This is a genomic window from Candidatus Zixiibacteriota bacterium (assembly GCA_035380245.1).
GTDB lineage: Bacteria > Zixibacteria > MSB-5A5 > GN15 > FEB-12 > DAOSXA01.
The window spans coordinates 365,711-389,137 of the sequence record DAOSXA010000001.1 but is presented as its reverse complement, the minus strand read 5'-3'; the positions used below and the strand labels follow the sequence as shown (position 1 = coordinate 389,137).

Sequence of the window (23,427 nt, the reverse complement as noted above, 5' to 3'; positions counted from 1 at the left end):
ATGAAGAAAAATCGTCTGACTCATCGCACTGCTTTGGTTCTCTTCATCATTCTGGCGCTGACGGTTTTTGCCCAGGCGGTGTGGTGGACGGTTTTCATGGCTCGGCTGGTGGATGAGAAAGTCGACATAGCTCAGGAACTGGGGGCCGATACAACCTACGTGGAGCAGCTTCATAGTCAGGAAATCGAACGGCAGATAATGGTGGGGCTTGAAGGGGTATTTTTCCTGCTGGCGATTTTAATCGGCGCCTGGTTGATATATCGAGCCCAGGTGCGATCGGAGGAATTAAAATTCCACCAGCAAAATTTCCTCATGGCGGTAACTCACGAACTCAAAACACCGTTGGCCTCAATGCAGCTTTACCTCGATTCGCTGGAATCTGACCGAATCTCGCTCGAAAAGAAACATCAGGTGCTGCCCCGTATGCGTCAAGATATTGCCCGGCTCGAAGCCATGGTCCAAAACGTACTCGAAGCGGGTCGATTCGAACGTTCCGGATACGTGGTGGAGTTGAAATCGGTGCCGTTTTCCGAAATGGTGACAAAAGCGGTCGACAAGTTGCGAGCGATACCCTCACAGAGAAAAACCGAGGTGATTGACGAGATTACCCCCGGTATTACGATCCAGGGGGATGCGGCCGCACTCCAGCGAGCGGTCAATGCCATCCTTGAAAATGCCGTTAAATATAACGACAAAGATACCCCCCAAATTGCCGTCTCTCTGCGTATGGCCGATAAGTGTTGTATTCTGGAAGTGTCCGACAACGGTATCGGCATTGCTGCTCGTGATCTGGAAAAAATCTTTGATCGATTTTATCAGGCCGGGGAAGAGCTTACCCGGAGCGGTTCCGGCAGTGGTTTGGGATTATATCTGGCTCGGGAAATAGTTCGAGCGCACGGGGGCACTGTCAGGGCTTGCTCGGATGGTCCGGGAAAAGGGGCCAAATTTACCGTCGAACTCAAAGCAGGCTGATACGATGAAGAAAATCCTCCTGGTCGAAGACGATCCCAACCTGGCTGACGGTCTCCTGTTGAATCTGGAAGCCGAAGGTTTCGAGTTACTCCATGTCGATCACGGTGCTCGGGTAATGGAGGAGTTCAATCGGGGGAAGTTCGACCTGATTTTGATGGATATCATGTTGCCCGGAATCGATGGCCTCACTTTAACCCGGAATATCCGCAAGACCGGATCGACCGTACCGATTCTGTTTATCACCGCCAGGGATGCCGTTGACCAAAAAATTGAGGGGCTGGTGGCCGGGGGGGATGATTATATCACTAAGCCGTTCAGTACTGCCGAGTTAGTGGCCCGAATTCAGGGGATATTCCGGCGACAAGCCTGGCTTCAGAGCGACCGGCCAATGGATCGCGAGTTCAGTTTTCAGGGCCGCCGAATTGATTTTAAAACTTATAAAGCGGAAGGCCCCGGTGGAAAATTCGAATTGACTCGCAAGGAATGCATGGTCATGAAATATCTGGCCGAACGGGAGGGGGAGGTGGTCAGCCGGGATCAACTGCTCGATGCCGTTTGGGGCTATCATGTTTATCCGACCAGCCGGACAATCGATAATTTCATCATGAAACTGCGCAAGATATTCGAGGATGACCCGGCCAATCCGAGGTTTTTCGAGACTATCCGGGGTGTCGGATATCGCTTCAAACGGAGTAATTAAGCTCAACAGAGGCAGTCAATTGGCCTTGACTTTCGGTGGCGTCGAACTTATACTTCCAAGCTGCCGAAAGGTGGCTTTGGTATGATTTCGATTGTCTTGGGTTTGGGCAATATCGGGGCCGAGTATGAGGCCACACGTCACAACCTCGGGTTCGAAGTGCTCGACCGGGTGGCTAAGCTGCAAAAGGCTGTGCCGCAGAAACCGACAAGAGAATATACCTGGTCGCTGATCGAGCGCTCACCGGAACCGCTGGTTCTGGCCTGGCCGCGAACGTATATGAACCGTTCCGGTCTGGCGGCGGTGGCTCTCCTTGAGAGAGTCGAGCGTGAACCGAGCGAAATGTTGGTTGTGGTTGATGACTTCAACCTTCCGCTTGGGGCGCTTCGTTTTCGGCAAAACGGATCGGACGGCGGGCATAACGGCCTTGCCTCGATCATCGAAATCCTCGAAACCGAGGATTTCCCCCGGCTGCGACTGGGGATCGGTCCGGCGCCTGAATACTCAAGTACGATCGATTTCGTACTTGGCAAGTTTGACAAGGAGGAGCTTAAGAAAGCATCCGACCTGACAAATACTGCCGCTGAGGCAGTCATCTTCGCAAGCAACCATCGCCTCGACCAGGCGATGAGCGAATATAATAGAAACCCTGCTCAGCTGTAAAATAAGATGTCCGCGGCTGGGCCGTTTGAACCTTAAACCAACGTCCGTAGGGAGGATATTGAATGCGCCTTTACGAGACGACCTTTATCATCAACCCCCAAACTGACGACGCCACAATTGACCGCCAGGTTCAGGATGTGGTTAGCGTCATCACCAACGGTGGCGGCAAAATAATCAAAGAAAACCGGATGGGAACCCGTCGGCTGGCCTATCTCATTCAGGGCTTGTCGCAGGGTTATTATGCCAACCTGGTTTTTGAAGCACCGCCGACCGTTATCAGCGAGATAGAGCGCCATTTCCGTTTGAATGAAGCCTACCTTCGCTTTTTAACTGTCATCTTCGAGGGAAGTCTTCAGGATGATACCGTAGAAGAAGAATCCTCGAACGACGATGCAGCTCCCAGGATTCAGGAACGTCCTGCGCCGTCCGGCGATGGTCCGCATGGCCGTCGTGAGGATAAACCGGTTGAGGTTGCCGACCAGGCTGAAGAATCAACCGAAGAGGCCGAGGAACCTGCTGTTAACGCTCCTGAAGAGGACAAGCAGGGCGAAGAGACCAAAGAAACCGGCGCTGCTCCGGCTGCATCGGAAAGCTATGACGAGGACGAAGAACTCTGATTGGCGGAGTTCCCTCGTTCATCGTAAAAACAGACAAAGGATTTAAGAAATGGCAGTTCATAGAAAACGTAAGATCTGTCGCTTTTGCGAAAACAAGATCAATTACGTCAATTACAAAGACGAGCGGACCATGCGTCGTTTCGTCAACGAACGCGGTAAGATTATCCCGCGTCGTGTCTCCGGCACTTGTGCCAAGCATCAGCGCATGTTAACCCAGGCCATCAAGCGTGCCCGCGTGCTGGCTGTTATGGCATTTGAAAGTGAATCCTATCGCTGATCAAGCACCATCCGGCGTCACCGAAAGCGTGTCCCGTCGCGACCACAGCTCGTGGATGATGTTTGTCATGGCGGCTGCGATTCCGGTTTACGCCATTCTGCTTTTTGGAAGCGGAGTGGGTAGTTTGTCCATGCCAACGGCTACGGCTCTGGCAGCTTTGACCTACTTCGTTTCGATTTGCGTCTATTTCTTTGTTGCCCGTCTCGCTCTGGCCGGACAAACGGTTCTGTTATGGATCAGTTCTGCGCTGGCGGTGATGGTGGGCTTCCTGCTGGCAGGAACCACAGGATTCTGGAGTGTTCTGACCGGCATGGGTATGGTGCTGTGCGGAGGCGTTATTGTCGGAATTATGACCGGATTGGGTTATGCTCAATCGAGGGTATTCATCCTCGGTACACTGGCCGTGGCACTGTTCGCCGTCGGTCAGTACTGGTCGATCTGGCCCGAAGCTATGGCCGCGGCGACCGAGGTCTGGAAACCTAAATTGGCGGAAATGCCGTCGCTTTTACAAACATTCGGCTACAACGAAGAGACGGCGATAAAGCTGTCCGGTCAAATGAGCCGGATGGTCGATCTGGTAATCCGTTTGATGCCGGCTTCAACCCTGTTGGGTTCGCTGGCGCCGTTCACCGTCGGCTATCTCTGGTTCGTTCACCAGGCAGATCGCGCCAATCCGGCGCTGGCTTGTCGATCACCGTTCACGACCTGGCACGTACCGTTCGGTTTCACGCCGGTAGTGATTGCGGCTGCCGCCGCTCGTTTGCTGGGCGGGGAATCGCTGCAATTGGTGGCCGACAACGTACTGGTGGGACTTTCGGTTTATTACTGCGTTGGAGGTCTGGCATTGGTAGAGTACTATCTTGGTCGGCTGCATATCTCGCGCCTGCTCAAGGTTATTTTCTATGTGCTGTTATTCTTCACGCAACTGGCCGGTTTCGTAACGGCCGCCATATTGGGATTTATCGATAGTTTCGCCGACTGGCGCAGCCGAGCCGAGGCTGCCGACGCCGAAGAAGCATAGGAAGTTAATCTAGTTGCCAACAAATGTTTGAGGTTATACCATGAAAGTGATTTTGAAAGAAGATATCGCTGACCTGGGTAAGGCCGGCGACACGGTTGAGGTAAAAAACGGCTACGGTCGCAATTACCTTATGCCGCGCAACCTGGCGATTCCCGCGACCAAAGCCAATCTGCGGGCGATTGACGAAGTCACCCGCCAGAAAGTCGCTCGTGACCGCAAGGCGCGTAAGCAGGCCGAGGTGATTCGGGATCGTATCGAGCAGCTCGAGCTGTCGGCCGAGGTCCTGGTCGGCGACGAGGACAAAGTATTTGGTTCGGTCGGAGTTCACGATATCATGGAACTCCTGGCTAAAGAGGGTGTGCAGATCCCCAAGAACCAGATCGAACTGGAGGCGCCGCTCAAAGCGCTTGGCGTTTACACTATACCGATCAAGATCGAGAAGTCGGTATCAGCCAACTTGAAGCTGTGGGTGGTTAAAAAGTCCTGACGATGCAGATGCTTGAAGCCAAAGTCGAGGGTTTGGCCCTCGACATGACCACCAATTCACCGGTAGTGATTCTTTCACCCATCGGGATCGAAAAAGTCCTGCCGATATGGATCGGTCATGCCGAGGCCTGGGGGATAGCAATGCAGCTTTCCGGTGTGACGTCGAAACGCCCGCTCACTTATGACCTGCTTAAGACGGTGATCAACGAACTTGATGCCCGCATGGTTAAAATAGAGGTCACCGAGTTGCGGGAGCAGACGTTTTATGCCAAGATCTATCTGTCCTGCAACGGCAGGGAGATCGTGATCGATGCTCGTCCTTCGGATTCGATTGCTCTGGCGCTGAAGATGAACGCGAAAATCTTCGTCAACGATCAGCTTTTTGCCGATCGGGCCGGCGACAGCGAGGAATCCCCGAGTGAGGAACCGCCGATGCCGACCGATCCCGAATCTTTGCGCGAACGGCTGAGACGGATTAACCCCGAAGACTTTGGGAAATACTCACTCTGATGTTTAGCCGACCGATTAAGACAACGCTCCTGGTATTGATGACGTTTTTGCTTGTCGGGAACGTTCTGGCTGAGATCAAAGACAGCGATGAGGTGACCAGGCTCTACGAGCAGGGGCGCCGCTATCTTCGCCAGGGAGATTTCTTCGGTGCGGCCCGTGTGTTCGAGCAACTGTCGGGTCAGTATCCCGATTCTCCCAACCAGGACCTGTTCGTGTTCAACCGGGCCAAGGCGGATTACTATCTCGGTGATTTGAATAAGGCAATAGCCGGACTGGAGTTCTATCTCGGTCAGTTTTTGGATCGTCCCGAGGCAGCCTACGCCCATTTCTTTCTGGCCAACGCTCTCTATCGCACCGGCAAATCCGAGCGAGCACTTGGGGAGTATGTGAGTGCGCTGCAGCAGTCGCGCGATCAACGACTTGATAAACTGGCCGAAGCGTCGATCAAGGCGGCTCTGGAAAATGCTTCACAGATTCACATCTCCGAGAAACTGTTCGATGGTCTCGACGAACCCCGGCGATGTCGTCTGATTACCGCTGTTGCCGAAACGATAGCACGTAAGGGCTCGTTGCCGGCGGCGCGAAGGTTGATCGAATCCTGCGGCGGTCAACTCGATCCTGACCTGCTCAGCCAGGAGACGCATCGAGCGGAACGTCAAGGCCTCCGGATTTCATTTGTCCTGCCGTTCAGCGGCGAACTGCAGACCTGGGCCGATGACATCTACAACGGGGCGGTGATTGCGGCCGAGGAACTCCGCGAATCAGGTACGGTGATCGATCTCGGAACGCACGACAGCGAGGGAGATCCGGTTGAAGCGGCCCGGGTGATTGCATCGCTGGCGGAGGATGATCCGCCTGATGCGGTGGTGGGGCCGTTGACATCCGAAGCCGCTGCGGTGGCGGGAGCTTCACTGGCTTGCACCAGATTGCCATTGTTGTTCCCGGCCGCGACTCAGGCGGGGTTGACGCAAATGTCCTCAACTGCGTTTCAGATGTCGCCCAACATCGAGCTTCAGGGGATTCGCATGGCGGAATATGCCGTGGACAGCGTCGGCGCCGATACGGCCGCGATTATAACATCGACGTCGGTCGATCACCTGCGTATGGCCCGGGCGTTCCAACAGCGCTTTGAAAAGCTCGGCGGGACGGTGCTCGCGGTGGAATACTATCGCTCGCGCGATAACGACTTCGGTCCCTACGTGCGCGACCTCAAGGCGATGCTGTTAGGAGCGAATCCCGATTCGACCTTCTTCGTCACGCCGGACGGCGATACACTTGCCCAGGACGGTGTTTCGGCTTTTATCGACTGCCTCTATATGCCGGGCAGTTCACAGCAGCTAAAGCTGCTCTTGCCGCAGATCCGTTTCTACAAACTGATGGCTGCTTATCTTGGCAGCGATGGCTGGGGAGACGATGCGGTCCTTCGGCTCGGTGATGATGTCACGCGCAATGCGGTGTTCACCTCTCCGTTCATCGGAGCCGAACGCAGTCGGGCGTTTCTTGATTTTGCCGCAGCCTACGATACTCGCTACGGCGGACGTCCATCACGTCTGGCCGCACTCGGTTACGATGCCGTGAATTTGATCGCAAAAGCAGCGGAGAACGGACGGAAACCGGAACAACTCACTAACGGCCTGACCTCAATCAAGGATTACGAGGGAGCTGCCGGTATTGTCACGTTCGGTGAAATCCGCGAAAACACTTATATGCCGCTTTACCAGATCCGTTCGGATCACCCATATCCGCTCGATCTCGATGAGATGACCCCGGAAAATACCGGTGAAACGAGTGGAACGACGACCGCAGAACCGTAGTCATTCTCCGGCGCAGGTCGTGCTGAGAAAGCCCGATCGGTGTCGTTGGAAGGGAGTTCTACGATGGAAGACAGAAAAGTTGCCCTTAAAATGATTATAAACGGCGAGGAACGCGATATTACCTTCGAGGACCTCGTTCTTTCCAACAACCTGGCCCAGGAGGCGCTGGTGCGTCTGTTGATCGACAAGAAGTTGATCGTTGCCAAGGATCTCATGGAATATATGGAGAAGGTCAAGAAAGAGCGTTATCGCCAACCTGACCAGTCCTGATATGGCTAACGAGCCCGGTCCGACCGACAACAATCTCCCCGCCGATCAAAAGGATACCGAGGATCGCGTCATTCTCGAATGGACGTGTCATCCGATGCGCAAGCGTCCCGTAGCGACCGTGATCGTGACGCTGTTCGTGTTCGTGGTGACGGCGGCGGTGTTCTACACTACCTATTCGCGCACTTTCGCCGTTCTTGCGCTGGTGATCTTGCTGCTGTCACTGGCCAAGTTTTATTTTCCCACGACCTATCGCTTCACTGAAAAGCAGGTGATTATCAAGACCACCACTCAGCGTATCGCGCGGGACTGGTCACAGTATCGCACTTGCTGGCCCGATAAAAACGGGGTGTTGCTTTCGCCGTTCACTCGCCCCTCGCGGATGGAAAATTTCCGTGGTATCTATCTTATGTTCAACGACAATCGCGATGAGGTCATGGCTGAAGTACAGATGCACATTGCCGGACCGGACGACGATGAACTCGATGATGTAAGGGATGTCGTGTGAGTTTTTTCCGCGATAACATACCCCTGCTGGATCCGGACAATCCGCCAATTCCTGAGGATGAGAATCGGGTGTTGGACAAACTCGCACGCAAGGTAGTGGCGTGGAAAATGACCGCGCCGGCCATAATGGTCATTGAATCATCAAAGCCGGTGAATTTCATCGGGTCGCAGGCGCTGGTGTTTTTCGAACCGATTATCCAGACTATTTTCAACATTGCCGACTACGATACGTTTCGGCGAGCGCTGGAGCGGCGTGAAACGCTTGAAATTCTCCTGCGTAAAATCGAGAAATTCGACGCGATTGCCAAACGTCGCGAACAACGGTTCAAGAAATGGCTCAAACGCGAGCGCAAGAGCTGGAAATGGTACCAGCGCTATTTCGGTCTGTTTGCACCCAGGTTCGATCCGCCGGACGAGATCGGCCTGATTTACGATGAAGCGTATACAAAAAATCCCTATATGTTCGGTCGCGATGAAGAACCCACCCTTCGGGACTTCGCCCGTTATATCGATAAAAGACATCCGGTGCTGGACGTCGGGGTAGGGCAGGGACGCAACGCCCTGTTTCTGGCTCGCCGTGGCTATGAAGTCGTGGCTGTCGATCCGTCGCAGGTGGCGATCGACCTGATTAACGATGTTCGTGAATCGGAGAAGCTCGACATTCAGCCTCACCTCGGCCGCTATACGGTCGTTGATGAAGAGGACCGGTTCTCGGCGATTCTTCTCTACGGGCTTTTTCAAATTCTCAAGCGCGATGAAATCGAGGATCTCATCACTCGTTGCCGTGACTGGCTGATTCCCGACGGCATGGTATTCGTTACGACGTTCAGCGTCGAAGACCCCGGTTTCGAGAAGTACAAACGGATGCCGCAGTCAGGAAAGAACTCCTTCCTGACCGACACCGGCCAGGTGCGGACTTATCTGGAAGCGGATGAAATCCTCGAGCTGTTCAAGGGCTGGGAAGTGGATTATCATCGCGAAGAACTTGGCCCGGAACATCAATACGGTTCCGAGGAGCGCGAACGGCACCACCTGATAGAAGCGGTTTTCCGCAAGAAACCGGAATAGCTCCCCCTCCCGGTCTATAACGTCTCTACCCGATATGACCAGAATTCACCGCCCGATGCGGGCAAATAAGCCGAGCGGCCGTCGCACATGAGTCTTATCTTGTCCCCTCCACAAGTAGCCATGAGGATGTAGGTGTCGGTCGATTCGATGATCGCGTCGTAAATTACCCCATCCTGAACCACACAGCTTCTATTGTCGAATAGGGAAGTGTCGACCGGTTGACGCACCTCGATGTTGTTGGTGATAAAACCTTCTTTTTTCCAATATATCGGGTTCCCCTGGGGGATTTTGCGTAAGCGAACGGTTTGATAACGGGTCATCCCTTGTTCGTAGAAACCCAATTGGGAAGCGGCGAAGTAGAGGTTGGCATTCGCGCTGTCTCCCTCGCTGGAGATTACGAAATAATGATCGTCGGTATAGACGGTGTAGGTCCCGGAGCCGCTGATCCAGACACCCTTCTGCCAGGCCCGCAGCTTCTCGACATTGGTGAGACTCTCCCGTTCACCTTGACAGGCGGCAAGCAACGCCAGGGCAATCAGTACCATCGACAGGGATACGACCCTGAGGCTGTCCTTCATCGTTTCTTCTCCTCGGATTCTATTCAGAATGTGTCCGACTTCAGAATAGTCGACGGCAGAGGTTTTGTCGAGCAAAAAGACTCACCGAGCGTTCAGGATCGGTACGGCCGGAGCCTTGATGTGAGAGCAGCCCAGACGTATTCTCGTAGGGGATTGTTGACAAACCTCCAACGCGGCGGAGACAAGCCCCGCTGCTACGCATTAGAATGCCTTAACCTTGCGTAGCGGGCGGCCTTGTGTCGCTCGCATTACAGATGTGTCTTGCTGAACATCCGCGCGTGCGTCTTTTTCAACGCTCTCGTAGGCGGGGATCCCGCGCTACGATTCTTCTTCCTCGTTCCGTTGCTCCGCGTCCTTTCTTGTATCAGGTTCCGAGGAACCTGATCTACCTGAGACGTGAGAGGATTGACCGGTAAAGCTGGAAGACGCCGTCGTTCTGGTTGCTGAGAAGACAGACGTGATGACCGGAATCGACCAAATACTCCGAGATCATGGCCACCCCGGGGTCCCAGCCGGTTACGTAGTAAGAAAGCGTTTTCTCCTGCTCGCGACGCAGCCATACGCCGAGGCCGTACCAAAGATTATCCCCTTCTTCCCTGGCTTCGATTTGCGGTGTAACGATCAGTTCAGTCAGGGTCGGTGAAAGGAGGCGTTGTCCGAGCAAAGCGCTCCAGAACTTGTCCATGTCTTCGGCCGTGGTGTATGCGCCGCCGTCGCCGCTGCCCACGACCGGGAGAGCGAAAATGTTGCTGCGCATACGGCCGTCGGTATCGACAATATAACCACGGGCGGTTTTTTCGGGGAGCAGCTCGGTGCAGAAATACCCGGAGCGGGTCATGTCGGCCGGTTCGAAAATATACGACTGGATATAGTCGAGGAATGGCATATGAGCCAGGTCCTCGATCATGATCGCCAGAATGATAAAGGCCGCGTTGTTGTAACTGAATTTTTCACCCGGAGCGAAGTGCTGTCCGTTTTCTCGAAAAAGCGGCAGGAAATCGCGCGGCGTGCGATAGTTGTAAACCGGGCGATCTTTCCAGATATTCTCATAATCCTCGCCGCCGGCCTCATCGAAATAATCCTTAATGCCGGAGCTGTGGGTCAACAGATGGCGAACCTTGAGGTCGAGGGAGAAGTTGGGGAACTCGGCGTCAACCACCGCTTTGATCGGTGTTTCGAGGCTGATCCGTCCCTGATCGATTAGCTGTAAAACGGCGACGGCGGTGAAAGCCTTACTGCCGGAAGCGACGGCAAAACGGGTTCCGATCTCGTTCGGGATTTCGTCGGGGATATTGGCAAAGCCGAAGGCGCCGGTGTAAAGTTGTCGGCCTTTTTCGGAAATAAGTATGCAGCCGGAAAATCCCGATAGTTTCGCCTGTTCGGCTATGGCTTGTTCGAGGTCTTTGAGGTCTTCGTTCGTCACCGTGTTTACTCCTCGCTGTGCAGTCATTCCCGCAGGCCGGGATAATCTATTCGTTCTCGTGGGCGGCAGACGTCGTCTGCCCCGAAGTAGCGCATGTCTCTCCGAGACCTGTGTGGGCGGCAGACGTCCTCGTCTGCCCCCATACCGAGGCTTCGTTTGCTGTCAAAACTTCGCTTTTCGATCCGCCTTCAGCGGACACGATTTTTGACCTACTCAAGATTCGGTGCCCCACCCCTCGGGTGGGACTTTCGATTCAACAAGTCATCCTTGTAGAGTATGTCTCTCCGAGACCTGCTCTGCAGTGTCAGGTTGCAAGCATGCAAGCAACCCGACCTACGTGACTTGCTTTGTAGTCAATCCGCAGGCCGGGATCCCTGTGATCCCGGCGAACCGAGATCGACATCATCACAACGGACTTCTATTTAGCACAGAATCGCGATTTGGGCAAGGGGGAATTAGGGACAGGTGAAATGCATATTGGATCAGGCCGGCAAGCTCTGCGATTTGCGGTTTGTATAAATACAAGAAGCAACGCTGTAAGTCAAAATCCCCCGTCCGCCGAAAGCGTATCGCGAAGTGAGATTTTGACAACAACTATGAAAAAAGGGCAGGTTCGATGACGGACCTGCCCTATGGTTTGCCGTTCCCGACAAAACGGCCGGGATCACAGGGATCCCGGCCTACGGGGAGTTCAGTCCACCTAAGACCTATTTCGTTTCGGTGCGGCGGGTGAGGAACATTGTATGAGTGGGGTCCGGCTCCTCGCCGAATGCGGTCGGGCGAGTGCTGGTTGGCGAAGTGAGAATCTCGACGCGCCCATCGTCCAACATCCTTATGATCCCAAACAAGGTAGTCCATTCCGATTGACCGCATTTACCGAGGCAGATATCGATCCCGCACGGTGTCTGGTCCGGATAGAGTTTGTACTCACCCTTGTCGCCGACTTTACCGTCGGAGTGTTCCTCGTTCTTCTCGTAAGCGCCTTCCGCCGTGAAAGTGATATCCCCGGACAGTATCCGCTTGTTCGGGGTAATGTCCCATACCCCTACCAGGTACTCGGCCAGAGTCATCTCTTTTGCAGCCTCTTGCGTCGTGACAACGGTATCGGCGTCAACAGTTGTTGATTCGTCCGTTGTCGCCGGTGTGTTTTCATCAGCGGCAACCGCCACCGGCAGGCAAAGCAGGGAAGCGATCAGTAATGTGAAAAAGAATTTCATATTGTTTCTCCCGAATGGATTTGTGAGCCTTGCGTTCGTACAACGTTACGAAATGTAATAATTGATGGCAATATCTTTGTTGACGGTCTGTGGTTCTCAAGACGAGTCGGGTACCCCTCGAGCCGGTAACGGCCGGGATCGCGAGGAGCCCGGTCTGCGAGCTATGAGAAAAAGGCAGATCTCGGGGAGACCTGCCTTACAATTCGTATTTTCGAGTGGGTTCTACACGTCCAGGTTGCGAACGTATTGAGCGTTTTCCTGGATGAACTTGGCCCGAGGTTCTATCTCGGTCCCCATCAGCACGCTGAACAAATGGTCCGCTTCCTTGCCGTCTTCGAGCGAAATCTGCAACAAGGTCCGCGTCTCCGGATCCATCGTGGTCTTCCAAAGCTGCTCGGGATTCATTTCACCGAGACCTTTATAGCGTTGGACACTGACACCGGTTTTCGGGAAAGTCTTGCGGATTTTATCCAGTTCGGAGTCATCGAAAACATATTGTTCGTTGTTGCCGTGCTTGAGACGATAAAGCGGCGGCTGAGCGATGTAGACATAACCCTGATCGATCAAGTCCCGCATGTAGCGGAAGAAAAACGTCAGCAGCAAAGTACGGATGTGGGAGCCGTCGATATCAGCATCGGTCATGATAATGATCTTATGATAACGCACTCGGGAAGTGTCGAACTCATCCCCGACGCCGCAACCGAGAGCGGTGATCATACTGCGGACTTCGTTGTTGCTCAGGATCTTGTCGATACGAGCTTTTTCGACGTTGAGAATTTTGCCGCGCAACGGCAGAATTGCCTGAAAACGACGGTCACGGCCCTGCTTGGCGGAACCTCCGGCCGAGTCGCCCTCCACGATGTACAACTCGCAGGATTCCGGATCGCGAAGAGAGCAGTCGGCCAGTTTGCCGGGGAGTGAGGCGGAATCAAGAGCGGTTTTACGGCGAGTCAATTCCTTGGCCTTACGGGCCGCTTCACGAGCGCGGGCGGCTTGCAGAATTTTATCGACTACTTTTTTGCCGATTGCCGGTGTTTCCTCGAAAAAGGCACCGAGATATTCGTTGGTTACTTGTTCGACAACGCCTCGAACTTCACTGTTGCCGAGCTTGGTTTTCGTTTGTCCCTCAAACTGAGGATCACGCACCCGAACGGAAATAACCGCCGTGAGTCCCTCGCGGGAATCATCGCCGATCAACTGGAGTCCGTTGCTCTTGCTCTTGCCGTTTTTAAGCAGGTTATACTTGATGGCGTAGCTGTTGATCGAGCGCGTGAGAGCGGTACGGAAACCGGTCAGGTGAGTGCCGCCCTCGATGGTGTTGATGTTGTTCACGTAAGAATAAACCGACTCGTTGTAACCATCGTTGTATTGCAGGGCGATCTCGACCTGGATATCGTCCTTTTCCTTGGCGAAATGAATCGGTTTCCTGAACAACGGCGTTTTATTCTCGTTCAGATATTCGACAAATGAAGAGAGACCGCCTTTGAAGAAGAAGGTTTCTTCCTTCTCCTGGCGGTGATCTTTCAAGACGATAGTCAATCCCTGGTTGAGGAAGGCCAGCTCGCGCATACGGGCGGCGAGAATGCTGAAGCGATATTCGATCTTTTTGAAAATTTCGGTGTCGGCTTTAAAACAGGTTTTAGTTCCGGTCTTTTTGCCTTTGCCGACCACTTTGACTTTTTCACGCGGGACACCGCGATCATAATCCTGGCGGGATACTTCATCATCGCGAGTAACCTCAACCCAGCACCATTCGGACAGGGCGTTAACGACCGAAACGCCGACACCGTGAAGGCCGCCGGAAACCTTGTAAGACTCATGGTCGAATTTTCCGCCCGCATGGAGAGTGGTCATGACCACCTGGAGGGCGGAGACTTTGGTGTCGGGATGTATTTCCGTTGGGATACCGCGACCGTTGTCGGTGACGGTGATCGATTCATCTTTGTTGATCTCGACAATGATCTTGTCACATTCACCGGCCATCGACTCGTCAACGGAGTTGTCCACTACTTCGTAAACGAGATGATGCAGACCACGCTGGCCGACATCGCCGATATACATAGCCGGGCGGCGACGCACCGCCTCGAGGCCTTTGAGTACCTTAATTGTCGCAGCGTCGTATTTATTATTCGTCTTTTTGGGCTTGGTGACTTCTTCAGTGGTAGCCATCGATATCAGTTCCTTTTCAAACCGGATTCAAAATGAATCTCCTGCACGGCCCGTCCGTAAGGCCGCCGGTGAATCTCATCCAGGATGGTCTCAAGTTGCATGGAGAGTTCCTGCCGCCAGGAATCATCCTCGACGGCAATATAAAGCACCCCCTCGGCGTAACGTATCGCTCGGGCGCGTGCGGCCAGGGTAGAGCCAACAATATCAACCCAGTCTTTAACCACTCGCCAGCCGTCGTAGCGGCGAGAAAGGCCGAGGTTGGCCATCAGCTTGTCCACCAGCCCGGATATTGGCTGAGGATAGCGGAAATCGTTGTCTGATGGCTTCTTAAGGCGCAATCCAAAGTCTCCTATCATAAGTCCCTATGATACCATTTTCGGTCCTGATTAGCAAGTAAAAAACAATCTATATCCTGTTGTAAAATAATGGCTTATAAAGAATTTAAGGTCACATTTTTATGTTCTTTGCGGCTTTTATCGTCAGGTTCAGAAATCGCATTGTATTAATGCGTTTTGATAGGGAAATCGTTTCCAATTGATAGAAAATCGGAGGCCTGGCGGGTGCTTTTGCAATCCGGGGCAGGTTTTCCTTGCCATGTCACAATTCTTTATTATACTTAAACTTATAGAGGTATATGGCGATATGCCAGAGCTGTTATCCACAGAATGAAGGCCCGATGCCACAAGGGTTAAGACGATACTCAATCATCGGAGGAAAGGACGCTATGGGAAGGAATGTTCTAATTGGACTGGTATGTCTGATTTTGGCGGCGAGTGCGGTTTCGGCCGAGCATGTCGAGTTGATCAGCCACAGCGAAGATCTCGGCGTATTTGTCGAGCAGTCATCGCCTGATAAGATCGTGGTTCGACTCGACGTGGGAGGATTCGACCAGGCGCCGGTCGACATCAACGGGCAAGCCTACTTTTCGATTTCAAGCGGCGATGCGACAATCATGTTGGAGCGCGGAGCCCCGGCTCTGCCGAGAATAAGCCGCAGTGTAATTATTCCGGACGACGCCCGTATGGCGATCGAGGTGGTCGCACAGGAGTATGTCGAATTTACCGATTTGCCGATCATACCTTCCAAGGGGAACCTTTCGCGTACCGTGAATCCCGAGGATATTCCGTATGAGTTCGGACCGGAATACGGGATTGATGAGTTTTTCCCGGGTCGTCTGGCCAGTCTGCGGGATCCTTATATCCTGCGCGACTTCCGTGGCACGGTGATTGACTTCCAGCCGTTCCAGTACAATCCGATAACCGGCGTTCTGAGAGTATATACGTCGATTACGGTGGCGCTCACACCTGACGGACCGGGTGAGATCAACGTGTTCAATCGCAATAAGGCGATGAATTCGATCACCACCGATTTCGAAACGATTTACCAGAGACGGTTTATCAACTACTCTCAGACGCTTGAGAAATACGCCCTGGTCGAGGAAACCGGCGACATGCTGGTAATAACCTACGACAACTTCGCCGACGAGATGCAACCACTGGTTGACTGGAAGAACCAGAAGGGGATCAAGACGACGATGGTGAATATCAGCGACGTGGGTAATACGGCCTCCAGCATCAAGAGCTTCATCCAGGATTTCTATGACAGTACCGATCTTTGCTTTGTGTTGCTGGTCGGCGATGCGGCCCAGGTGACGACCGATACCCACAGCGGCGGCGCGGCCGATCCGAAATTTTCTCTGGTGGCCGGTTCCGATACTTATCCGGATATTCTCATAGGACGTTTCTCGGCCGAGACCGAGGCTCATGTAAACACCCAGGTTCAGCGGGTGCTCACTTACGAGCAAAATCCGCCCACCGGTGACTGGTTCCATCAGGGGACCGGAGTTGCCTCGAACCAGGGTCCGGGACACGACGGTGGTGAGTATGACTATCAACACATGAATTATATCCGTAATGACCTGCTCGGTTACACCTATACTCTGGTGGATCAGATTTACGATCCCAGCGGTACCGCCGCGCAGGTATCATCGGCGCTCAACTCCGGCCGTAGTATTATCAACTATTGCGGTCACGGCACGACCACTTCATGGTCGTCGACCGGGTACAGCAATTCCAATGTCAACGCCCTGACCAACGACAACATGTTGCCGTTCATTATCAGCGTGGCTTGCGTTAATGGCCAGTTCCGTTATTACACCTGCTTTGCTGAAGCGTGGATGCGAGCCACCAACGGCTCCAATCCGACCGGTGCGATAGGGACCTATATGTCATCGATCAACCAGGACTGGAATCCTCCGATGGACTGCCAGGATGAAATAGATGATTTACTCGTTGCTGATGTGGTTAACAGCTTCGGTGCTCTCTGCTACAACGGCGGTTGCCGGATGATGGATGACAACTCCGGATCCGACGGCTACGACATGTTCTACACCTGGCACGTATTCGGAGATCCTTCGGTGCAGGTACGGACCGACACGCCGGCCTCGCTGACGGTCAACCATTCCGGGGCGGTGTTTTTCAACTCACCGACGTACGAGGTGGAGATACCGGGTGTTGAAGGAGCCCTTTGTGCGCTCTATAAGGACGGGGTTTTATACGGTTCGGCTTTCACCAATGCTTCCGGGATGGCGACGATTACGATCAACCAGATGTTACCGATCAGTGTCGATCCGATGAAGTTGACGGTGACGGCGTACAATCACGAGACGGTTGTCGAGGATGTGGTGGTTACGACCGATCTGACCATCCTGCACGAACCGCTCGGCGACACCAAGGATATCCTCAACGACTACGAAGTGACCGCGACGATCTACAGCGATACTACGCTTGATTATGACTCGGTGCTGGTTTGGTACGGTATCGACGATGTCTGGTCGGCGGCCCTGATGACAACCTCCAAGTTGGGTGAAGATTTTATCGGGTATATCCCGGTCCAGCCGGCCGGTACTCATATCGATTATTACATCTGGGCTAAGAACGTAGCCGGCTTCGTTGACAGCACCGACATTTACAGCTTCAAGGTGATCGACTACGGTTTCTTCATGGGCCCCGATGGCCTTTCGCAAACGGGACCGGTGGCCGACACGTTGTGGTATGATCTGTATGTAACCAACGACGGCGTGTTGGATGATTCTTATGATCTTACCCTTGACGCTGCCTGGCCGACCGCGCTCTACGATGCGACGGGTTCATACGAAATCAGCGGCACGGCGGTAATTTCAGCCGACGATACGTATGATTTCAAACTGCGGGTGATCGTCCCCACCAGTTGGGAAGATGAAGTCGATACCGCAGCCGTGACGGCGGTTTCGGTCGGTGACGCCTCGTTTACCGATGCGATTGAAGTCGTTACGGTTTCCGCCGGTCAACCCTGGGTGATTCCGTTCGGCGATGATTTCGAAACGACCGAGTTCGACAATACCAAATGGGATCGCTGGCCGGGTGCGGCAATAAGCACGCTTGGTTTGGAAGAACCCACTTCACCGTACTCGGTGAATTTCGATGGTTCCCCGAATCAGGGCGACACGCTGGTGACGGAAGCGATTGACTTACGCGGTGAAGTCAATGTACTGCTCAAGTATCAATACCAGCGCACGGGCGGCGGTGATTCACCTGAAGCCGGTGATGATTTGTTCGTCCAATATCTCGATTCACTCGGTACGTGGCAGTTGTTGGCACAGCATTCCGGTGACGGCGATGATATGACCGTTTTCGAGCCGGTGGAACTGACGCTGCCGGGAGCGGCTTACCATGCCGGTTTCCGGGTGAAAATGTATAACCATGCTTCCTCCGGTTCCTACGATGACTGGTTCGTCGATGATTTCTTCGTCGGATATCCATCGGATTATGATGTCGAGGCGACTCCGTACAGCCAGTTCCAATCCGGTCCGGCCGGATTCACGGCATCGTATCAAATTACGGTGACCAACCGCGGTCGGTTGGATGACGCTTATGATTTGTCGGTAGCGGAAAACTCATGGGGTGTTACTTTCACCGATGAAAGCGGACTGAATCCGATAACTTCAACCCCGATCATGGCAGCGGGCGATTCGCTCAAAATCAAAGTCAATGTGAGTGTTCCGTCCGATGCCGGTCCGCACGTGGTCGACACGGCCGAAGTAACGGTGACTTCACAGGGCGACGGTATGGTAACCGACCTGGTGATGGTCATGACCGAGTCCGGTGGACCGCCGATTGATTTCCCGGTCTACGAACCGTTTGAGACGACCGAATTGACGATCGACCGGTGGTTCGAGAATTACGGGGCGGAGGTTTCTTCTGAGGCGATGAATCCGCCCAGCAGCCCCTATGCGTTGTTGCTGGACGGCGGCGATGATACGTTGATCTCCAGGCTGGTCGATCTCTCGGGTGAAGACGGTGCGATTCTGACCTATTACATCGAGATGGGTGGCTCCGGCGATGCTCCGGAAGCCGGGGAATTCCTCTACCTCGAATATAAGAACAACGTCGGTGAATGGACGGTCGTTAACAGCCATGAAGGTACCGGAACAGCCGAGGAAGAGTTCACGTATGTCAACGTGCCCCTTCCGCTGGATGCGGTGCATTCCGGATTCCAACTGCGTCTGATCTCCGACGGCAGCAGCGCCGACACGGATTACTGGTTCGTGGATGATATCCGTATTGACTATGCCCCCTCGATTAGTGTCACACCCGCTGCCATGACCAAGACTCTGGCGCAAGGCGACACGGTGTACTGTCCGGTGGAGATTGCCAACGCAGGACCGGGCGGTCTCAGCTACCAGGTGGCGGTGCATCTGGATTATTCCCGTAAGGCCGATTTGTTGACCTCGTTGTCGGCGACCGGTATGGAGCCGGCACACCGTGATTATCCGGCTGATTTCTGGGATGGCTATATCGACGAGAAGGGTGTCGATCAGCCTGATCGCGGTTTCGACGTAACTCGTAATTCGGGTGGTCCGGACACGTTCGGCTATTTCTGGGTCGATTCCGACGATCCGGGTGGACCGGTGTTTGACTGGATCGATGTCTCGGCGACCGGCCTGGATATCATTGGCTCGCTTGATGACGACAACTATGCCGGTCCGTACGATATCGGTTTCGATTTCGAGTATTACGGTGGTATTTACGATCAGGTATATGTCGGTTCCAACGGTATAATCGGTTTCGCTTCGAGTGATATGGGGTCGAGATATAAGGTCACGATTCCAACCGCTTCAACACCGAATGCGATTCTGGCCTGGATGTGGGACGATCTGGATCCGACCGACTCCGACAATCTCAATGCGCACGTTTATGTCGAGAGTGACGGCTCCCGTCTGGTTATCCAGTTCGTTGGTTATCCCGAGTACCAGGCTGCCGCCGGGGATGTGATCACCGCCGAGGTGATTCTCAACGACAACGGGACGATTAAGTTCCAGTACCAGTCGATTGCGACAGGATTCGATGTCGCTTCCGGAACTATCGGTATCGAAAATGCCGACGGCACGGATGGTCTCGAAGTGGCTTATGCCACCGACTATCTCAAGGACAACCTGGCGATCTTGTTCGTGAAACCCTACAACTGGCTGAGTGTCGACCTGACCGGCGGCACGCTGGCTCCGGGTGAAGCGGACACGGTCAACTGTATGATCACTTCCGGTGAGATGGATGAGGGCAGCTATGACGCCCTGGTAACGGTAACGAGTAACGATCCCGATCCGGCCGATAATCCGATATCGATTCCGATCACACTTACCGTGAGCAATGTACCGCTATATGTTTGCGGGGATGTTGACGGTGGCGGCAGCGGTCCGGATGTTGCCGATCTGGTTTATCTCGTAACCTACATGTTCCAGGCCGGCCCGGAACCGCCGATCATGGAAGCCTGTGACATCAATGGTGACGGTAAAGCTGTGCCTGATATTAGCGATTTGGTTGATCTGGTCAGCTATATGTTCTCCTCCGGTCCGCCGCCGGTCTGTGGTGGCTGATCGAAAGGATTAAGTGTTTTCCCGACGGCTGCCCCGTTGTTCCGGGGCAGCCGTCATCCAACCGCCCTTATTCGGTCCTATCACCTTTTTACTTCTTTTCTCCCACGCGGGTGGTTGTGTGATGAATAAAAATGGGAGTTGTTCATAACCACTCCCACGGATTGATACCAGAAACGGTGGGACGATGACAACACGACTATTCTTGCTTACCCTTGGCGCTTTCCTGATTACCCTGGTTGCGGCGGCAGCTTTGGCCGACAATCAGAAGTTATTGCCGATCGGATTAACCGAGGAAGAAATGACACGGTTGGATGAAATAGGCAAGTACCATATTAGTACCGCGCCGCCGACCGGCAAAGTGCGCAACCCCTCCGAATGGGAACCGATGCAGGGTGTGATCATTCGTTATCCGTTCGGTATTTCTTATTCCATAATTGCGGAGCTGTCCGAGGACCTGATGGTTACGACAATCGTCGCCAGCACCTCGGAGCAATCGACCGTGACGACCAACTACAACGCCTACGGTGTGAATATGTCTCATGTCGATTGGGTAATCGCTCCCACCAATTCCATCTGGACTCGCGACTATGGTCCCTGGTTCATTTTCGAAGAAAACGGCGATATGGGGATCGTGGACCCGGTCTACAATCGTCCGCGACCGTACGATGATTTGATTCCGGGAGTGATCGGCGACTTATGGGGGCTGAATGTCTACGGCCTCGACCTTTCTACACCGGGCGGTAATCACATGTCCGATGGTCTCGGGATGTCGATGTCAACTCGATTGGTCTGGGATGAAAACACGGAGTGGACCCACAATGAAATCGACTCGCTCATGCTGGCTTATCTCGGCAACGATTACACCGTGCTAGAGTACATTGAATCAAGCGGAATTCACCATATCGACTGTTGGGCCAAGTTCCTGAATCCGACGACGATTCTGGTTAAGGATGTACCCTCGAACTGGTCACAGTACAGTCTTTTGAATGCGCGAGCCGAATGGTTGTCGCAGCAAATTTCTCCGTGGGGGAGACCCTACACGATCTATCGTGTTTATTGCCCGACCGGTACGGCCTATACCAACTCGATCATTCTTAACGATAAGGTATTCGTGCCGATCTTCGGATCCAGCGCCGACGATGATGCCCTCGCGGTTTACGAAGAAGCTATGCCGGGATACGAGATTCTCGGTTTCACCGGCTCGTGGCTGGATGATGACGCCATCCATTGTCGGACCATGGGAGTGCCGGACTCGAACATGCTGTTTATCGATCATGTCCCGTTGTCCGATCAGACCGATACGCTCAACGACTATTTGGTTACTTGTACGATTGTCGATCACAGCGATGCCGGGCTTATCATGGATTCATGTAAGATATTCTATAGCATTGACGACGGTCCTTATAGCAGTGCTCCCTTGACAAGCGCCGGAGGTGATGAGTATCAGGGTTATATCCCGGCGGTGTCGGGAATCAATGAAGTGGCCTATTACATTCAGGCTGCAGATAATTCCGGCCGTGTGGAAACTCACCCGTTCATTGGCGCCCCCTGGGCACATCGTTTCAGTATCGATCTGCCTCCCACGATGCAGATGGTGCAAACCGAATTCGCGGATAGTCTTCAGCCGGGCGATGATGCGTTGGATACACTCCTGATTCGCAATCTCGGACCGGGTTTGTTGACTGTGACATTGAGCAGCGCTGATGCCTGGGTAAGTGTCGATGAAACCGAACAGACGGTTTATCCCGGTGACAGTGTCGATTTCGAGATCGAGTTGAACTCGACCATTCTGGCTTGCGGGGATCACGCCGGGGCAATCAATTATGTGACCAACGATCCGACCAACAACGCAGGCAGTATCCCGGTTTCGTTGCACATCTACGCGCCGCAGATCGACATCGTTGAAACCGAATTTACCGAAAACCTTGCAGCGGGAGATACCTCCAGTTACCGAGTGACGATCAACAACAACGGTTCAGGTCGTTTGGATTATCAAATCTCATGTCAAATGCTGGTAGGCGGATCATCGAAGGTCGATGTTGTCAGTGCTGTTCGGCCGCAACTGATCGGTTCGCAGCTTTCGATCTCGGACAAGGATGTCGTTCCCGAGCCGCTCTATGTTGCTTCCGAACGCAGCTATGGCGGTCCCGACAGCTATGGACATTTCTGGATCGATTCCGATGAAACCGGTGGTCCGTTGTACGATTGGGTTGATATCTCGGCGGTGGGGACAGCGGTCACCCTGGGTGACGATGAGGCTACCGCAGCGATTCCGATAGGATTTGCTTTCCCGTTCTATGACAGTGTCTATACCGAGTTGTACATCAATTCCAACGGAATGATCGCTTTTGACGAAGGGATCAGTTCGCGAGTGAATAACAGTCTTCCGGTAACCGGTATGAGCAGTTTGATCGCCATGTTCTGGGACGACCTGGATCCTCGACGCGGAGGCAATATCTATTATTACTTCGATGCCGCTGAGGAACGGTTCATTGTCGCCTTTGATCAGATTCTGTTGTATTCCGGAACTACCGGAACCGGCTCGTTGACGTTCGAGGCGATTCTCTATCCGGACGGTGTCGTTACGCTCCAATACGGTTATATGGATCCCGGAACGCTGAGTCTGGAAGCTGCGACAGTCGGTATTCAAAACACGAATGCCGATGACGGTCTCACCGTGGTGTACAATGCGGCTTACATGCATTCCGATCTGCGGATCGACATCAACGCCGAGCACTGGCTTGCGGTCAGTTCCGCAGGAGGATCGATTGATCCGATGGGCTCCGCTGAATTCGACGTGCTTTACGATGCGACCTCATTGGAGGATGGTGTTTATCAGGGATTGGTCAACATCGTTTCAAACGATCCGGTTGAAGGCAACATATCATTGCCGGTGATATTGACCGTAACTTCGGACAACTGGATCTGCGGTGATATTGACGGCAATGGATCGGGACCGGATATTTCCGACCTGGTCTATTTGGTAACGTATATGTTCCAGGGAGGAGCAGAGCCTTCCAACATGGAAACTACCGATGTCGACGGCAGCGGTGCCGGTCCGGATATCGCAGATTTGGTTTACCTGGTGACATATATGTTCCAGTCCGGACCTGATCTGAATTGTCCGTAACGGTGCTGTTTTGAGTGTGATTCACCACGCTATCCAGAAATTCCTATAATATCAAGCCCGAGAGTTAAGTCTCTCGGGCTTGATACTGATATCCTGATTG

At 53.5% G+C, this 23,427-nt stretch carries 19 protein-coding genes; 14 read left to right on the top strand and 5 right to left on the bottom strand.

All coding sequences use genetic code 11. From position 1 onward, the window contains the following. The 12 genes from PLF13_01495 (at position 1) to PLF13_01440 (ending at position 8,899) form a co-directional block, all read left to right on the top strand. Entirely contained in the window at positions 1 to 972 is a 972-nt protein-coding gene (locus tag PLF13_01495) for a HAMP domain-containing sensor histidine kinase (protein HOP05943.1), read from the top strand. Between the two features lie 4 nt (positions 973 to 976). Then, entirely contained in the window at positions 977 to 1,672 is a 696-nt protein-coding gene (locus PLF13_01490) for a response regulator transcription factor (protein HOP05942.1), read from the top strand. Between the two features lie 81 nt (positions 1,673 to 1,753). Continuing rightward, positions 1,754 to 2,332: an aminoacyl-tRNA hydrolase gene (pth, locus tag PLF13_01485; protein ID HOP05941.1), complete on the top strand. Its 579-nt coding sequence runs from the start codon at positions 1,754 to 1,756 to the stop codon at positions 2,330 to 2,332. 62 nt (positions 2,333 to 2,394) lie between these two features. Continuing rightward, positions 2,395 to 2,949, top strand: coding sequence for a 30S ribosomal protein S6 (gene rpsF / locus PLF13_01480; GenBank protein HOP05940.1), 555 nt, complete (start codon positions 2,395 to 2,397; stop codon positions 2,947 to 2,949). A 49-nt stretch (positions 2,950 to 2,998) separates the two neighbouring features. After that, positions 2,999 to 3,226 carry a 30S ribosomal protein S18 gene (rpsR, locus tag PLF13_01475; protein HOP05939.1) on the top strand — a complete coding sequence of 76 codons (228 nt, stop codon included), beginning with the start codon at positions 2,999 to 3,001 and terminating at the stop codon, positions 3,224 to 3,226. Beyond that, positions 3,210 to 4,247 carry a DUF2232 domain-containing protein gene (locus PLF13_01470; GenBank protein HOP05938.1) on the top strand — a complete coding sequence of 346 codons (1,038 nt, stop codon included), beginning with the start codon at positions 3,210 to 3,212 and terminating at the stop codon, positions 4,245 to 4,247. The genes rpsR and PLF13_01470 overlap by 17 nt, the downstream gene beginning before the upstream one ends. 40 nt (positions 4,248 to 4,287) lie before the next feature. Continuing rightward, entirely contained in the window at positions 4,288 to 4,734 is a 447-nt protein-coding gene (gene rplI / locus PLF13_01465; GenBank protein ID HOP05937.1) for a 50S ribosomal protein L9, read from the top strand. 8 nt (positions 4,735 to 4,742) lie between these two features. Beyond that, positions 4,743 to 5,243, top strand: a complete 501-nt coding sequence (locus tag PLF13_01460) for a bifunctional nuclease family protein (protein ID HOP05936.1) — start codon at positions 4,743 to 4,745, stop codon at positions 5,241 to 5,243. Next, a complete protein-coding gene (locus PLF13_01455; protein ID HOP05935.1) occupies positions 5,243 to 7,057 on the top strand; it encodes a penicillin-binding protein activator in 1,815 nt (604 codons plus the stop codon). The genes PLF13_01460 and PLF13_01455 overlap by 1 nt, the downstream gene beginning before the upstream one ends. A gap of 63 nt (positions 7,058 to 7,120) precedes the next feature. Next, positions 7,121 to 7,327 carry a hypothetical protein gene (locus tag PLF13_01450; GenBank protein HOP05934.1) on the top strand — a complete coding sequence of 69 codons (207 nt, stop codon included), beginning with the start codon at positions 7,121 to 7,123 and terminating at the stop codon, positions 7,325 to 7,327. Position 7,328: 1 nt separating this feature from the next. Beyond that, positions 7,329 to 7,832, top strand: coding sequence for a hypothetical protein (locus PLF13_01445; protein HOP05933.1), 504 nt, complete (start codon positions 7,329 to 7,331; stop codon positions 7,830 to 7,832). Next, the gene (locus PLF13_01440) at positions 7,829 to 8,899 is read left to right on the top strand and encodes a methyltransferase domain-containing protein (GenBank protein HOP05932.1); all 1,071 of its coding nucleotides are present in this window, start codon (positions 7,829 to 7,831) and stop codon (positions 8,897 to 8,899) included. Before PLF13_01445 ends, PLF13_01440 begins: the two co-directional genes overlap by 4 nt. Positions 8,900 to 8,913: 14 nt before the next feature. On the opposite strand, the gene PLF13_01435 is transcribed toward PLF13_01440, so the two are convergent. The 5 genes from PLF13_01435 to PLF13_01415 all read right to left on the bottom strand — a co-directional run bounded on the left by PLF13_01435 (position 8,914) and on the right by PLF13_01415 (position 14,624). Beyond that, positions 8,914 to 9,477, bottom strand: a complete 564-nt coding sequence (locus PLF13_01435; GenBank protein ID HOP05931.1) for a hypothetical protein — start codon at positions 9,475 to 9,477, stop codon at positions 8,914 to 8,916. 385 nt (positions 9,478 to 9,862) lie between these two features. After that, entirely contained in the window at positions 9,863 to 10,900 is a 1,038-nt protein-coding gene (locus PLF13_01430) for a serine hydrolase (GenBank protein ID HOP05930.1), read from the bottom strand. Between the two features lie 707 nt (positions 10,901 to 11,607). Next, the gene (locus PLF13_01425) at positions 11,608 to 12,117 is read right to left on the bottom strand and encodes a hypothetical protein (GenBank protein HOP05929.1); all 510 of its coding nucleotides are present in this window, start codon (positions 12,115 to 12,117) and stop codon (positions 11,608 to 11,610) included. Between the two features lie 222 nt (positions 12,118 to 12,339). After that, entirely contained in the window at positions 12,340 to 14,286 is a 1,947-nt protein-coding gene (gene gyrB, locus PLF13_01420) for a DNA topoisomerase (ATP-hydrolyzing) subunit B (GenBank protein HOP05928.1), read from the bottom strand. A 5-nt stretch (positions 14,287 to 14,291) separates the two neighbouring features. Then, positions 14,292 to 14,624, bottom strand: coding sequence for a DUF721 domain-containing protein (locus PLF13_01415; GenBank protein HOP05927.1), 333 nt, complete (start codon positions 14,622 to 14,624; stop codon positions 14,292 to 14,294). Positions 14,625 to 15,010: 386 nt separating this feature from the next. On the opposite strand from PLF13_01415, the gene PLF13_01410 reads away from it, so the two are divergent. Continuing rightward, a complete protein-coding gene (locus PLF13_01410) occupies positions 15,011 to 20,197 on the top strand; it encodes a C25 family cysteine peptidase (protein ID HOP05926.1) in 5,187 nt (1,728 codons plus the stop codon). Positions 20,198 to 20,381: 184 nt separating this feature from the next. After that, positions 20,382 to 23,327, top strand: a complete 2,946-nt coding sequence (locus PLF13_01405; GenBank protein HOP05925.1) for an agmatine deiminase family protein — start codon at positions 20,382 to 20,384, stop codon at positions 23,325 to 23,327. Positions 23,328 to 23,427 lie beyond the last annotated feature (100 nt).

What these genes read in the sequence shown, in the direction of transcription:
- PLF13_01435 (HOP05931.1), bottom strand. Translation starts at nt 9,477, where the DNA reads ATGAAGGACAGCCTCAGGGTCGTATCCCTGTCGATGGTACTGATTGCC.
- PLF13_01490 (HOP05942.1), top strand. Translation starts at nt 977, where the DNA reads ATGAAGAAAATCCTCCTGGTCGAAGACGATCCCAACCTGGCTGACGGT.
- rplI (HOP05937.1), top strand. Translation starts at nt 4,288, where the DNA reads ATGAAAGTGATTTTGAAAGAAGATATCGCTGACCTGGGTAAGGCCGGC.
- PLF13_01455 (HOP05935.1), top strand. Translation starts at nt 5,243, where the DNA reads ATGTTTAGCCGACCGATTAAGACAACGCTCCTGGTATTGATGACGTTT.
- pth (HOP05941.1), top strand. Translation starts at nt 1,754, where the DNA reads ATGATTTCGATTGTCTTGGGTTTGGGCAATATCGGGGCCGAGTATGAG.
- PLF13_01450 (HOP05934.1), top strand. Translation starts at nt 7,121, where the DNA reads ATGGAAGACAGAAAAGTTGCCCTTAAAATGATTATAAACGGCGAGGAA.
- gyrB (HOP05928.1), bottom strand. Translation starts at nt 14,286, where the DNA reads ATGGCTACCACTGAAGAAGTCACCAAGCCCAAAAAGACGAATAATAAA.
- PLF13_01425 (HOP05929.1), bottom strand. Translation starts at nt 12,117, where the DNA reads ATGAAATTCTTTTTCACATTACTGATCGCTTCCCTGCTTTGCCTGCCG.
- PLF13_01460 (HOP05936.1), top strand. Translation starts at nt 4,743, where the DNA reads ATGCTTGAAGCCAAAGTCGAGGGTTTGGCCCTCGACATGACCACCAAT.
- PLF13_01495 (HOP05943.1), top strand. Translation starts at nt 1, where the DNA reads ATGAAGAAAAATCGTCTGACTCATCGCACTGCTTTGGTTCTCTTCATC.
- rpsF (HOP05940.1), top strand. Translation starts at nt 2,395, where the DNA reads ATGCGCCTTTACGAGACGACCTTTATCATCAACCCCCAAACTGACGAC.
- PLF13_01445 (HOP05933.1), top strand. Translation starts at nt 7,329, where the DNA reads ATGGCTAACGAGCCCGGTCCGACCGACAACAATCTCCCCGCCGATCAA.
- rpsR (HOP05939.1), top strand. Translation starts at nt 2,999, where the DNA reads ATGGCAGTTCATAGAAAACGTAAGATCTGTCGCTTTTGCGAAAACAAG.
- PLF13_01405 (HOP05925.1), top strand. Translation starts at nt 20,382, where the DNA reads ATGACAACACGACTATTCTTGCTTACCCTTGGCGCTTTCCTGATTACC.
- PLF13_01410 (HOP05926.1), top strand. Translation starts at nt 15,011, where the DNA reads ATGGGAAGGAATGTTCTAATTGGACTGGTATGTCTGATTTTGGCGGCG.